Below are 13,423 nucleotides of genomic sequence, written 5' to 3' on the forward strand. Positions count from 1 at the left end.
TGATAACGTTGAAAAGAAAACGAATATCTTACAATAGAAAGGCGGAACACCAATGCAGGTATTGTACAAGAGCACCAGAGGAAAAGAGCAGGCAGTTACAGCGTCTATGGCCATACTTAAGGGCCTTTCTGAGGACGGCGGACTGTTCGTGCCTGAAAGCATTCCACAGCTGGATGTACCAATGGACAAGCTGGCACAGATGACCTACCAGGAGACAGCATATGAGGTAATGAGCCGTTTCCTTACAGATTTTACTGAGGATGAGCTTAAGAACTGTATCAACAAAGCATACGACAGTAAATTTGATACAGAAAAGATTGCACCTCTTCATGAAGCGGATGGGGCATATTTTCTGGAACTGTTCCATGGCGCGACCATCGCATTTAAGGATATGGCACTTTCCATCCTTCCGCATCTGATGACAACTGCAGCGAAGAAGAATAATGTTAAGAATGAGATCGTGATCCTTACCGCAACATCAGGAGATACCGGTAAAGCTGCCATGGCAGGCTTTGCAGATGTGCCTGGAACGAAGATCATTGTATTTTATCCGAAGCATGGTGTCAGCCCGATCCAGGAGAAACAGATGGTAACTCAGAAGGGTGCCAACACTTATGTGGTAGGTATTACCGGTAACTTTGATGATGCCCAGACTGCAGTTAAGAAGATGTTCAATGATCACGAGCTGGCAGCAGAGCTGGATCAGGCGGGCTTCCAGTTTTCTTCTGCAAACTCTATCAACATAGGTCGTCTTGTTCCTCAGATCGTGTATTATGTATATGCCTACGCATCACTGGTACGTGACGGCAGGATCAAAGACGGACAGGAGATCAATGTGGTAGTTCCTACCGGAAACTTCGGAAATATCCTTGCTGCGTACTATGCGAAACAGATGGGACTTCCGATCCACAAGCTGATCTGTGCATCGAATGAGAACCGTGTTCTTTATGATTTCTTCCGCACAGGAACTTATGACAGAAAGAGAGATTTCATCCTTACGACATCTCCTTCCATGGATATCCTGATCTCCAGCAATCTGGAAAGACTGATCTATCGTCTTACCGGAGAAAATGCTGAAAAGTGTGCAGAGCTTATGAAATCTTTAAGTGAGGGCGGCGAATATACCATTACTGACGAGATGAAAGCACAGCTTGGTGATTTTTATGGCAATTTCTGCAGCGAAGATGAGACTGCACAGGCCATCAGTGATATCTACAAAGACAGCAATTATGTGATCGATACGCATACAGCGGTTGCAGCCGGCGTATATAAGAAGTATGTAAGTGAGACAGCGGATTATCTTCCGACAGTGATCGCTTCTACTGCAAGTCCGTATAAATTCACAAGAAGTGTTATGGAAGCACTTGGCGAGGAGCATAAAGATCTGGATGATTTTGGCCTTGTAGACGCATTAAGTGCGCTTTCCGGAGTACCTGTTCCACGTGCAGTTGAAGAAATCCGTACTGCGCCGGTCCTTCATGACAGGGTGGTAGATGCAGTGGATATGCCGGCAGCAGTAAAGGATATTCTTAAGATCAAATAATAATTGATAATAAAATCAGTAAGAAAATGTATTTTCTGTTGAAAAAGCACAAATACTGGTTTATAATAAAAACAACGAAAACCGAATCCTGGAATGTTCGATCCCCCTTTTCTTTTTGAACCTACATTGACATTTTGGGAATCCAAAATCGCAGGTTGGATGTCAGACCTCACGTCGTGGTAGGCAGAAGACACTGTTGAGGATACCCACCTAGCATCTGCTAGGCGTCAAAAATAAGGGAACGGCATCCCGGGATTAATCGGTTAAAGACATGGAGCCGGTTAGTGGCTCTTTTTTCATATATAGGAGGAATTAAAACATGAGTGTTTCTGAAAGGAAATTTGGGACACTTCCTACAGGGGAAGAAGTAAAGATCTATCATCTTGAGAATAAAAAAGGTGCCTATGCGGAAGTGCTTCAGTATGGCGCGATCCTGGTGAAGATATGTGTTCCGGATAAGAACGGAGATCTGAAGGATGTGGTTCTTGGATATGACGATATCCGGGGATATGAGGTTAATGGATGCTTTTTCGGTGCAATCATTGGAAGAAGCGGAAACCGTATCGAGAATTCCAGATTTTTTATTGATGATAAAGAAGTGGTTCTTGCAGAGAATGAGAATCATAACAATCTTCACAGCGGTCCGGATGGCTTTGAGAAAAAGCTGTGGGGAGTAAAAGAAATTTCCCAGGAGAAGAACAGCGTGGATTTTTTCCGCATCAGTCCGGATGGAGAAAACGGATTTCCGGGAGAATTTTCCATTGTTGTGAAATATGAATTCACAGAGGAAAACGAACTGAAGATTTTTTACAGAGGACGCTCTGATGCAGCTACCGTTGCCAATATGACCAACCATTCTTATTTTAACCTGAACGGAGAAGGCAGCGGGGATGTGCTTGCCCAGGAAGTGTGTATTCATGCGAAGTATTTTACTCCGGTAAAAGACAGCCAGTCCATTCCTACCGGTGAATATGCACCGGTGGCGGGAACGCCGATGGATTTCAATGTTTCCAAACCGATCGGCAGAGACATTGAGGCGGACTTTGAACAGCTGAAGTTTACAGGCGGTTATGACCATAACTATGTAACAGATAATTATGCAAAGGGCAATGTCCGTTCGATTGCGACTGCATACTGCAGGGAATCCGGTATCGGTATGGAGGTTTCCTCCGATTGCCCGTGTGTGCAGTTCTATGCAGGCAATTTTGTTAAGGATGAGAAGGGAAAGAACGGTCATGTTTATCATGAACGTTATGGATTCTGCCTGGAGACACAGGTGGAGCCAAATGCAGTCAATGTAGAGGATTTCCATTCTCCGATCCTGCTTCCCGGTGAAGAGTACAGCTCTGAGACGGTTTACCGTTTCTTTGTGAAATAACAGATAAACAGAATTAAAAGAGGTGCGAGAAGGCAATGCAGATACGTGTGGCAGAAGAGAGGGATGCAGCAACACTTTTAGAGATTTATTCCTACTACGTAGAAAAAACTGCGATCACATTTGAATATGAAACACCTTCCATAGAAGAGTTTACGCAGCGAATCCATGATATAAAGGTGAAATATCCGTACATTGTGGCAGAAGAGAAGGGAGAGATCCTGGGGTATGCCTATGGTTCGGCGTTTCACCCGAGGGCTGCTTATGGCTGGTGTGCGGAGATGTCTGTTTATGTGAGACATGACCGGCGGGGCAGCGGTGCAGGAGGCAGACTCTATCGAGCCCTGGAGAGTCTTCTTGCAGAGATGGGAATTCTGAACCTGAATGCCTGCATTGCAGTTGCACTAAAAGAAGATGAATACCTGACCAATGCCAGTGTGGATTTTCATAAACATTTTGGTTATAAGCGTGTGGGAGAGTTCCACAGATGCGGCTATAAGTTTAACCGTTGGTATAATATGGTATGGATGGAAAAGATGATAGGCGAACATAAGAGCCTGCAGCCGGAAGTAAAGCTTTTTCCGGAAATCCAGGATAAGATCGGATTTGAACGTTTTTCCTGGTAAAAAAAAACCTGAGGGAGGTCAGCATGGACGAGGAAAAGAAAAATATAATCCAGCTCATGCTGGGATTTGTGCGCAGGGCAAACGGAGATCATGTCAGTGCATATGCGGCCCAGGCAGCGTATTTTCTGATCATGTCTTTTATCCCGTTTATACTGTTTCTTACAACGCTGATCCGTTATACACCGTTAAGCTATAATGTTGTCAGGGATGCCATCATCGGGTTTGTGCCCGGAAATCTGCAGACCTTTGTGCTGAGCATTGTGGTAGAAGTATACAAAAGAAGTACAGCCATCGTGCCGTTGTCTGCGCTGATGGCGCTCTGGGCGTCCGGAAAGGGAATGCAGGCGATCACCAATGGTTTAAATACCATTTATCATGTAAAGGAAACCCGAAACTGGCTGATGACCAGAATCTATTCGGTTTTTTATATGCTGTTGTTTGTGCTGGCGATCATTGTCACTCTTCTGGTTCTGGTTCTTGGTAACCGGATCCAGGTAGCTGCACAGAGAACCATTCCGATTCTCGGGAGGCTGCTGGCCAAGGTTATGGGGGCCAGGACATTGCTTGTATTTGCCGTGCTGTTTGCAGTGTTTCTGGTTCTTTATAAAGTACTTCCAAACCGAAAGGCAACCTTTAAAAGCCAGCTTCCGGGTGCATTTATGATCGCAGTGGCGTGGATGATATTTTCCTACGGATTTTCCCTGTATTTTGCATTTTTTCCGGATTTCGGAAATATGTACGGAAGTCTGACTGCGCTGATCATGGTAATGCTGTGGCTGTATGTGTGTATGAACCTGCTTCTTTACGGGGCGGAGATTAATGCCTACTTCGAAAATGAATTCCGAAAGGCCCAGAGATCTGTAAAAACACTTCTTTCCAAGAAAGAAAATGAAAAAAACAGTACCAAAGAATCCTGACTTTGCGCTTGACAGAAGACAGACCTTGTGGCATAGTATTAAAAGACAGAAAAGCTGTGAAGGTGTTTATAGAGGATCGTTTTCTCACAGAGAAGGGAAGTCACCGGCTGTAAGCTTCCCCGAGTTCAGATGGTTCTTGAATTTCCCACCGGAGCTTCCTCTCTGAAGTAACAGTAGGAGATGACGTAAGCTGCGCGTTAAGCAGACAAGAGGTGCCCGTGATCTTTTCATGGGAAACTGGGTGGTACCGCGGATATTCCGTCCCTTTTATAAGGGGCGGTTTTTTTATTGCCCATATCTGGATCTTCGGGGTGGGCGGCGGATCATTTGATCATTTTAATTAAAGGAGAAATAGACCATGGATATGAAAGAAAGACTTCAGGAACTGGCTGAAAATGCCAGAAAACGGATCGAGGAATCCGAGGGCCTGGATAAGCTGAATGATGTGCGTGTTGCATATCTTGGAAAAAAAGGTGAGCTTACTGCAATCTTAAAAGGTATGAAGGATGTTGCTCCGGAAGAGCGTCCGAAGGTTGGGCAGCTTGTCAATGAGACAAGAGCTAAGATCGAAGAACTTCTGGAAGCCTCCAAAAAGGATTTCGAGGAGAAGGTCCGTGAGGAAAAAATGAAGGCAGAAGTGATTGACGTAACACTTCCTGCAAAGAAAGCAAAGATCGGTCATCGCCATCCGAATACTATCGCTCTGGAAGAAGTTGAGCGTATTTTCATCGGAATGGGCTATGAGGTTGTGGAAGGTCCGGAGATTGAGTATGCGGACTACAACTTTACAAAGCTGAATATTCCGGAGGATCATCCGGCAAGAGATGAGCAGGATACATTCTTTATCAATGATTCCATTCTGCTCCGTTCCCAGACATCACCGGTGCAGGCACGTGAGATGGAAAAAGGCAAGCTTCCGATCCGTATGATCGCACCTGGCCGTGTATTCCGTTCTGATGAGGTAGATGCAACACATTCACCTTCCTTCCATCAGATCGAGGGTCTTGTTATTGATAAGAATGTTACGTTTGCAGATCTTAAGGGAACCCTTCAGGAGTTCGCAAAAGAGCTGTTCGGACCGGAGACAAAGACCAAATTCCGTCCGCATCATTTCCCGTTCACAGAGCCGAGCGCTGAGGTTGATGTTTCCTGCTTCAAATGCGGCGGAAAAGGCTGCCGTTTCTGTAAAGGTTCCGGCTGGATCGAAATCCTTGGCTGTGGTATGGTTCACCCGAATGTTCTCCGTATGTGCGGGATCGATCCGGATGAGTATACAGGATTTGCCTTTGGTGTAGGTCTGGAGCGTATCGCACTTCTGAAATATGAGATCGATGATATGCGTCTTCTCTATGAGAACGACAGCAGATTCCTGAAACAGTTCTAAAACAGTGAACACGGATCATGAGTATCCGTCTGACAGTAAATATAGAAAAAAGAAGGGACAACCAAAATGAATACTTCATTATCTTGGATTAAAACATATGTGCCGGATCTGGATGTAACGGCACAGGAATATACAGATGCCATGACCTTAACAGGCACAAAGGTAGAGGGCTTTACAGAGCTGGATGCAGATCTTGATAAGATCGTGATCGGCCAGATCGATAAGATCGAGAAACATCCGGATGCAGATAAGCTGATCATCTGCCAGGTAAATATCGGAACTGAGAGTGTGCAGATCGTAACAGGCGCTCCAAATGTAAAAGAAGGAGATAAGGTTCCAGTTGTTCTTGATGGTGGACGTGTTGCAGGCGGCCACGATGGAAAAATGACTCCCGGAGGTATCAAGATCAAAAAAGGCAAACTCCGTGGCGTGGAGTCCTTTGGTATGATGTGCTCTATCGAGGAACTTGGAAGTACCAGAGAAATGTATCCGGAAGCACCGGAATACGGAATCTATATTTTTCCTGAGGATGCAGTTGTGGGGGAGAGCGCTGTTAAGGCACTTGGCCTTGACGATGTGGTATTTGAGTATGAGATCACTTCTAACCGTGTAGACTGCTACGGCGTTCTTGGAATCGCAAGAGAGGCAGCAGCAACCTTCCAGAAGAAATTCTGCCCGCCGATTGTAGAGGTTAAGGAAAATGATGAGAAAGCTTCCGATTATGTAAAGGTTACTGTAGAGGATCCGGAGCTTTGCCCGCGTTACTGTGCAAGGGTTGTAAAAAATGTCAAGATCGGTCCGTCTCCGAAGTGGATGCAGAGATGTCTGGCTTCCAATGGAATCCGTCCGATCAACAACCTGGTTGACATCACAAACTATGTAATGGAAGAATTTGGACAGCCAATGCATGCATATGATCTGGATACCATCGCAAATCAGGAGATCATTGTACGCCGTGCAGGAAAAGATGAGAAATTCGTTACACTGGATGGCCAGGAGCGTATCATGGATGAGAACGTTCTGATGATCTGTGACGGTGAGAAGGCTGTCGGCATCGCAGGTATCATGGGTGGAGAGAATTCCATGATCACAGACGATGTAAAAACTGTTCTTTTTGAGGCAGCGTGCTTCGATGGAACCAGCATCCGTCTTTCTTCCAAGAGAATCGGACTTCGTACAGATGCATCCGGTAAATTTGAGAAGGGTCTTGACCCGAACAATGCACAGGCTGCAATTGACCGTGCATGCCAGCTGATGGAAGAACTTGGTGCAGGTGAGGTTGTAGGCGGAATGGTTGATGTCTGCAGCGAGACAAGAGAACCATCCAGAGTAAAATTTGAGCCTGAGAAGATCAACAAGCTTCTTGGAACCAGCCTTACAAAAGAAGAGATGATCGATTATCTTGGACGTGTAGAACTGGCTTATGATGAAAAAACAGACGAGATCGTTGCACCGACATTCCGTCAGGATATCCACTGCAATGCAGATGTTGCAGAGGAGGTTGCAAGATTCTATGGCTATGATAAGATTCCGATGACACTTCCTACAGGAGAGGCTACTACAGGTAAGCTGCCATTTAAGCTTCGTATCCAGGAGGTTGCAAGAGATATTGCAGAATACTGCGGATTCTCAGAGGGAATGTCCTATTCTTTCGAAAGCCCGAAGGTATTTGACAAGCTTTGTATTCCTGAGGACAGTGAGCTTCGTAAAGTCATCACCATCAGCAATCCTCTTGGAGAGGACTACAGTATCATGCGTACAAGCACACTGAACGGTATGTTGGCATCCCTTTCTACAAACTATAACAGACGTAATAAAGATGTTCGTCTTTACGAGCTTGGAAATATTTATCTTCCAAAGTCCCTTCCGGTCACAGAGCTTCCGGATGAGCGTACCATGTTTACACTTGGAATGTACGGAAAAGGCGATTTCTTTGATATGAAGGGTGTATGTGAGGAGTTCTTCGAGAAGATCGGAATGAAGAAAAAGGTTACCTACGATCCAAACAGCGGAAAACCATTCCTTCATCCAGGAAGACAGGCTAACATGATCTACGAGGGTAAGGTGGTTGGATACTTAGGGGAGGTTCATCCGGCTGTTGCAGATAATTACTCTATCGGAGAAAAAGCATATATCGCAGTGATCGACATTCTGGATGTTCTGGAATTTGCTGGTTTCAACCACAAATATACAGGAATTGCCAAATATCCGGCTGTAACTCGTGACCTGAGCCTCGTAGTTCCTCATGCAGTTCTTGCAGGACAGATTGAGGAGATTTTTGACCAGAGAGGCGGAAATATTCTTGAGAGCTATCAGCTGTTCGATATCTACGAGGGTGCACAGATTGAGAAAGGTTTCAAATCCATGGCTTATTCTCTGGTATTCCGTGCTCATGACAAGACTCTTGGTGAAAACGAGATCTCCGCAGCAATGAAAAAGATCATGAATGGTCTTAACGGACTTGGAATCGAGCTGAGAAGCTGATGCTGATCTACATTGTAAGACATGGCCTGACCGAGTGGAATAAATTAAAAAAACTTCAGGGTGCAGCGGATGTACCTCTTGCGAAGGAAGGGGTTCTTCTTGCGGAAAAAACAGGAGAAGCTCTCCGTAATGTGATGTTTGATATCTGTTTTACAAGTCCGCTCTCAAGGGCAAAACAGACAGCAGAATATGTTCTGGGGAAACGAGATGTTCCGATCATACCGGATAAGCGGATTCAGGAGATCGATTTTGGCGTGCTGGAGGGTGATCAGGTAAGAGATGCAGATGGCAATTATATCGATCCGCAGATTGAGACTTTTTTCCGTGATCCGGTAAATTTTAAACGACCGGAAAAGGGCGAGGATATTTTTGATGTGATCGCCAGGACAAAGGATTTCTGGGATGAAAAAACATCAGATCCGACTCTTGCGGATAAAACAATTCTTGTTGCCTCTCATGGATGTGCAGTCCGTGCTCTTCTTCAAAATGTAGATCCTGATCCGAAGAATTTCTGGAGAGGCTCCGTGCCGCCTAACTGCTGTATTAATCTTGTGGAAGTAAAGAATGGAATGACAACACTTCTGGAAGAAGATAAAGTTTATGCATAAAAAATAATGAGAAACGCAGAATAACCGTAATGGCTGTTCCGCGTTTCTTTTTTTGTCTGTTTTTATTGGTGGAATTTTACAGGTTATGATTGACTAATCGAGATAAAATGAGATAAAATATACAAAAGAAATAAATAGTTCAGAAAAATAAAAAGTTAAACTTTACTAATTATATAAAAATACAGAATTGTGTTGAAATTATATGAAATCATTTAACTGAGTGTGGATTGCGAATATCCGCCTACGGATAGAGGATGATTACTGATAGTGATGTGATATGTGGAATGGGGTGAGTGTATGCAGTCATTAAATGAGACAAAAGCAGGGGAAAGCTACACGATCAAGTGGATGACCGGAATGCCGGAGACTATGGAACAGATCAGGCAATATGATGTCAGTGAAGGAAAGACCGTACAGATCATAAGTAGGATACTTGGCGGAGTGATCGTAGGTGTTTGCGGACGCAGGATCCTGATCAGCGATGATGCAGCCTGCCGTATAAAAGTCTAAATAAAAGTATAAAATAGAAAAAAGACGAAAGGACAATTCTTTTGGCGAAGGAATTGTCCTTTCTGGTTGTTTTAGGGAAGAGGTTATGGTAGTATGGGGACAAAAGAATAACTTTTTTCAAAAGTAAAGACAGGGGAGGCATATTATGGGAAAAAAGTTTATGAATACAGTGCTGTTTCTGGCAGTAACAGTGGCCGCGGCAACCCTGACCGCTTATGTGGGAAAAGGCTCCGGGAATGTGTTGCTTTATAATTTTACATTTCTGGGACTTATGCTGATCATATACGCAGTGGGGCTTTTTGCAGGTTTATATCGGATGGATAACCTGTCAAGAGCACTGAAGCATGGCGCTGGTGAGATCACAGAAGTGTTTCAGCTTCCGGGAAGAGCCAGAAAAGAAGAGATTGGACAGCTGCGAGGGATTTTTGGTGACCGCTATCTCGACAAAAAGATGGATGATTTTGTTGATAGTATCAGCAGAACGGAAGAAGGAATCGCTGAAGTAGAGGATTTTGTGAATATTGAGGATGTAGATGTACATATCCACAAGAGACTCCTTGAGATGGCTCCGGACATTTTTACAAGCCTTGGTATCCTTGGAACATTTATCGGTCTTGTGTGGGGACTTAAGAATTTCCAGCCCACGGATTATGAAGTGATGACAAGCTCGGTATCCGCTCTTGTGGATGGCATCAAAGTTGCGTTTCTGACCTCCATTTATGGAGTTGCACTTTCTGTTGTGTACACATTTGGGATGAAAAGCGGATATTCTGCGATGTCCCAGGCAATGCAGGATTTTCTGGATCGTTTTCACGCACTGGTGCTCCCTACTGCGGAGAATGAGTCCTGGAATCTCCTTGTTTCCAGCCAGAAGACGCAGACAGAAGCCATGAAACAGATGGCGGAACAGTTTTCTGTGCAGATGGCAGACAGCTTTGAGAAAGTGATCACACCTACTTTTCAGAAAATGAATGATTCTCTGGACGTTCTTACTGCATCTGTGACAAAAGGGCAGCAGGATGCGATCCGCGAGATTCTGGATACGTTTTTAAGCGAGATGCATGGGTCCTTTCAGATGCAGTTTGAAGATTTTAATGATGCCCTGGCAGAACTTAAGAAGGTGCAGAAGGAGAATACAGAATATACATCAGAATTGTACAAGACCATGAGCAGTCAGCTGAGTGAAACCTTTACGAAGCAGGAACGTGCCATGAAGGAAGCCATTAAGGAAATCGACGAGATGCAGAGTAGTTATATGAAGACTGCAGACCGTATTATCCGGGATAATCAGACGATCCAGCAGCTGCAGAAACGGGATTACGAAAAGCTTGCCCGGCATATGCATGAAAATGAAAAAGAATCCGCAGATCTCTGGAAAAACTGCAATGCATCTATGCGCCAGTATGTGGACAGTGCTGCAGAAGGGATGAAAGCAGTTGCGGATTCCAATAGGATCAGCGAGGAGCTGCTTCGTGAAGATAAAAAGATGATTGAAGATTTTGAAGCCAGAGTGAAAGAATTTACTGAGAGCCAGAAGATGGTCAACAGTGTTCTGGATGAGGTGCGCAGGCTTCTTTCTGAGATCAAGACGGCAAAAAATAACCGTGATATCCATCTGATCGCCGGACAGCCCTGGGGCTATGGAAGCAATGCCGGTATCCAGGAACTTAAGGATAAGCTGACGGGTCTGGAGGATCTTCTGGAAGGACAGGGTGCAAGACAGGAAGCATTGCTGGATGAGATCGAGCGCAGTATCCGTGAGGCAACGAAGGCAGCACAGAAAAGCCGTTTTGGTTTATTTAAATAAGAGAGGAATTGTCAATGCGCAAAAAAAGAAAGCCGGAGGAGCATGGATTTAATGTCTGGCGTTCTTATTCGGATATGATGGCAGGAGTTTTGCTGCTTTTTGTTCTGATCATGTGTGTGACACTTTTTCAGGCACAGAAGAGCTATCAGGACAGTCTGAAGGAACGGGATGAAAAAATTGCTCTTCAGGAAAAATATACAGAAGAGCTTCTGGAAAAACAGAATGCGCTGGATGAGCAGGCAGGGACATTAAAGAGCCAGGATGAGCAGATCAAGTCCAAGGACAAGCAGATCAAATCTCAGGATGAAGAACTGTCTTCTCTGGCGGAGAAGCTTGCCAAACAGCAGGAAACGCTTGAGGCGCAGCAGAAGAAGCTGAAAGAACAGCAGAAAAAGCTGGCCTCTCAGAAAAAGAAGCTTTCCAGCCAGCAGAATACATTGAAAGAGCAGCAGTCTGCGCTGGATGAAAAAACAGAGCTTCTGGAAGAGCAGCAGGAGAAGATCGATAAGATCATCGGCGTGAAAGCTGAGGTTGTGGAAGCTTTGCAGAAGGAATTTGAGAAAAAGAACCTCAATGTGGATATTGATCCACAGACAGGTGCGCTGACATTGAATGCCAATGTTATGTTTGATTATGATCAGGCAGAGCTTACCGATTCCGGTAAGATGACATTGTCTATGGTGTTGCCGACATATTGTAAGGTATTGCTGGATGATTCCTATAAGAAATATCTTGGCGAGATCATTATTGATGGTTATACGGATACAGATGGAGATTACAGTTATAACCTGGAGCTGTCACAGAAGAGGTCTCTGGCGGTAGCGCAGTATCTTTTGGATATTAAGAGTGATTTTCTGAAGGATTCACAGGTTCAGGAACTGAAGGATTGTCTGACAGTGAATGGGCATTCCATGTCAGATCCGGTTCTGGATGCAGATGGAAATGTAGATAAAGACGCGTCCAGACGTGTAGAGGTAAAATTCCGTCTGAAGGATGAAGAGATGATCCAGGAACTGAATAAGATCATGCAGGGAGATTCTGCAGAGTCCGATGGTACTGCTCAGAAAAAAGAAAAGAATCAGGAAGAAAATCAGGATAATAAGCAGTAATTAAATATGGCTGCTTTATATTTGGCAGGGGATTATCTGATGAATTTTCTGACATTGGTTACGGTTGGAAGGGATTGCCTTGACAGACTGAGTTATCGGTTCCAGGCGAATTTTTCTATGAATTATGAAGCTTGTATTTCGGGATGTAAGCCTAATGCAGTGTATGGGAAGTGAATGAGGTTTAACTGAATCAAGTAAATCCGTTGCGGGTCTGCGAAAAGCGCTGAGCTGTTATTCGGTTATGAGCAAGTAGCGAAGTGGATTGTGAATATCCGCTTGACATTTGTTCTTTTTTCTCTGGTGTCTGGTAGTGTTGTATTTGCTAGGCGCCGGGGATTTTTTGTTTTGTTGGAGATATAGAGGGACGCTAGAGAAAGATGGAATCGGTCTGTGTGGGGGATGGAGAGAGGGACACCAGAGGAAGGTGGCATCGGTTCGGGGGTGGATGCAGTCGAGGATGTTTTTGAGGTTTTCAGTATTGGATGTGGACGAGGGACGCCAGAGGAAGGTGGCATCGGTCCGGGCAGGGACTCCGTCGGGGGATACTACTAGGACTCCGTGAGACGGCTAAAAGCATTGCGGCAGGGCCAGAACTCGCCTTCGGCTCAGACAGCAGCCCCTGCCGCAATAACGCCGTCTCCCGCAGTCCAAGTAGTAATCACCCCTCCTCCGCAGCAACCCGGCCCGATGCCACCTTCCTCTGGCTGACACTTCCAGCCGACAGGAAAAACATGCGGGGGACGGAAGCGGACTGGGCGTCCTGTCCTGAAATGTTGGACCGGTACAGAATATTCCTATAAGTACCGAAGAATCCCCGGAATCAGATCGGCCCAGCGTATCACTATAAATATCGAAGAATACAGGAACCAGATCGGCCCAGCGTTCCACTCTGAGTACCGCAGCATACAGACAAAAGTCAACAACGCAGCACACACAACAACGAAGAACTCCTTCCGTGCCCAACGGGGTGGGAGCGCGAGGGAGGGCGTTCGGGCTACGGAACTCTGAGATCGCCTTCCCTCGCACTTACCGCATTGAAAATGCGACCGGCGTAGCGCCA

At 45.2% G+C, this 13,423-nt stretch carries 10 protein-coding genes, 1 other RNA gene and 1 other annotated feature; all 11 genes read left to right on the forward strand.

The features are described from left to right. The first annotated feature begins 52 nt into the window (after window positions 1–52). The 11 genes from thrC to MUB50_RS15655 all read left to right on the forward strand — a co-directional run bounded on the left by thrC (window position 53) and on the right by MUB50_RS15655 (window position 12,363). Complete coding sequence (gene thrC, locus MUB50_RS15605; RefSeq protein ID WP_244791611.1) at window positions 53–1,543, forward strand: threonine synthase; 1,491 nt, start codon at window positions 53–55, stop codon at window positions 1,541–1,543. An 82-nt stretch (window positions 1,544–1,625) separates the two neighbouring features. After that, window positions 1,626–1,803: non-coding RNA, 6S RNA (gene ssrS / locus MUB50_RS15610), on the forward strand. A gap of 59 nt (window positions 1,804–1,862) precedes the next feature. Beyond that, entirely contained in the window at window positions 1,863–2,921 is a 1,059-nt protein-coding gene (locus tag MUB50_RS15615) for an aldose epimerase family protein (RefSeq protein WP_118369072.1), read from the forward strand. Window positions 2,922–2,956: 35 nt separating this feature from the next. After that, a complete protein-coding gene (locus MUB50_RS15620; RefSeq protein WP_118515947.1) occupies window positions 2,957–3,544 on the forward strand; it encodes a GNAT family N-acetyltransferase in 588 nt (195 codons plus the stop codon). A 23-nt stretch (window positions 3,545–3,567) separates the two neighbouring features. Continuing rightward, entirely contained in the window at window positions 3,568–4,461 is an 894-nt protein-coding gene (locus tag MUB50_RS15625; protein ID WP_118369068.1) for a YihY/virulence factor BrkB family protein, read from the forward strand. Window positions 4,462–4,508: 47 nt separating this feature from the next. After that, window positions 4,509–4,730 (forward strand) — a binding site (T-box leader). A 95-nt stretch (window positions 4,731–4,825) separates the two neighbouring features. Further along, window positions 4,826–5,845: a phenylalanine--tRNA ligase subunit alpha gene (gene pheS / locus MUB50_RS15630; protein ID WP_118515952.1), complete on the forward strand. Its 1,020-nt coding sequence runs from the start codon at window positions 4,826–4,828 to the stop codon at window positions 5,843–5,845. 66 nt (window positions 5,846–5,911) lie between these two features. Next, on the forward strand, window positions 5,912–8,329 hold the full coding sequence (gene pheT / locus MUB50_RS15635; protein ID WP_118369066.1) for a phenylalanine--tRNA ligase subunit beta: 2,418 nt from the start codon (window positions 5,912–5,914) through the stop codon (window positions 8,327–8,329). Beyond that, window positions 8,329–8,937, forward strand: a complete 609-nt coding sequence (locus MUB50_RS15640) for a histidine phosphatase family protein (RefSeq protein WP_138277596.1) — start codon at window positions 8,329–8,331, stop codon at window positions 8,935–8,937. Before pheT ends, MUB50_RS15640 begins: the two co-directional genes overlap by 1 nt. 297 nt (window positions 8,938–9,234) lie before the next feature. Beyond that, on the forward strand, window positions 9,235–9,447 hold the full coding sequence (locus tag MUB50_RS15645; protein WP_044962386.1) for a ferrous iron transport protein A: 213 nt from the start codon (window positions 9,235–9,237) through the stop codon (window positions 9,445–9,447). Window positions 9,448–9,592: 145 nt separating this feature from the next. Further along, window positions 9,593–11,254: a MotA/TolQ/ExbB proton channel family protein gene (locus tag MUB50_RS15650; RefSeq protein WP_118515949.1), complete on the forward strand. Its 1,662-nt coding sequence runs from the start codon at window positions 9,593–9,595 to the stop codon at window positions 11,252–11,254. Window positions 11,255–11,268: 14 nt separating this feature from the next. Further along, on the forward strand, window positions 11,269–12,363 hold the full coding sequence (locus MUB50_RS15655) for an OmpA family protein (protein ID WP_118625452.1): 1,095 nt from the start codon (window positions 11,269–11,271) through the stop codon (window positions 12,361–12,363). Window positions 12,364–13,423: the final 1,060 nt, after the last annotated feature.

Source organism: Blautia sp. NSJ-140, from assembly GCF_022868965.1.
Lineage (GTDB): Bacteria > Bacillota > Clostridia > Lachnospirales > Lachnospiraceae > Blautia_A.

What these genes read in the sequence shown, in the direction of transcription:
- MUB50_RS15650 (WP_118515949.1), top strand. Translation starts at nt 9,593, where the DNA reads ATGGGAAAAAAGTTTATGAATACAGTGCTGTTTCTGGCAGTAACAGTG.
- thrC (WP_244791611.1), top strand. Translation starts at nt 53, where the DNA reads ATGCAGGTATTGTACAAGAGCACCAGAGGAAAAGAGCAGGCAGTTACA.
- MUB50_RS15620 (WP_118515947.1), top strand. Translation starts at nt 2,957, where the DNA reads ATGCAGATACGTGTGGCAGAAGAGAGGGATGCAGCAACACTTTTAGAG.
- MUB50_RS15655 (WP_118625452.1), top strand. Translation starts at nt 11,269, where the DNA reads ATGCGCAAAAAAAGAAAGCCGGAGGAGCATGGATTTAATGTCTGGCGT.
- MUB50_RS15640 (WP_138277596.1), top strand. Translation starts at nt 8,329, where the DNA reads ATGCTGATCTACATTGTAAGACATGGCCTGACCGAGTGGAATAAATTA.
- MUB50_RS15615 (WP_118369072.1), top strand. Translation starts at nt 1,863, where the DNA reads ATGAGTGTTTCTGAAAGGAAATTTGGGACACTTCCTACAGGGGAAGAA.
- pheT (WP_118369066.1), top strand. Translation starts at nt 5,912, where the DNA reads ATGAATACTTCATTATCTTGGATTAAAACATATGTGCCGGATCTGGAT.
- pheS (WP_118515952.1), top strand. Translation starts at nt 4,826, where the DNA reads ATGAAAGAAAGACTTCAGGAACTGGCTGAAAATGCCAGAAAACGGATC.
- MUB50_RS15625 (WP_118369068.1), top strand. Translation starts at nt 3,568, where the DNA reads ATGGACGAGGAAAAGAAAAATATAATCCAGCTCATGCTGGGATTTGTG.
- MUB50_RS15645 (WP_044962386.1), top strand. Translation starts at nt 9,235, where the DNA reads ATGCAGTCATTAAATGAGACAAAAGCAGGGGAAAGCTACACGATCAAG.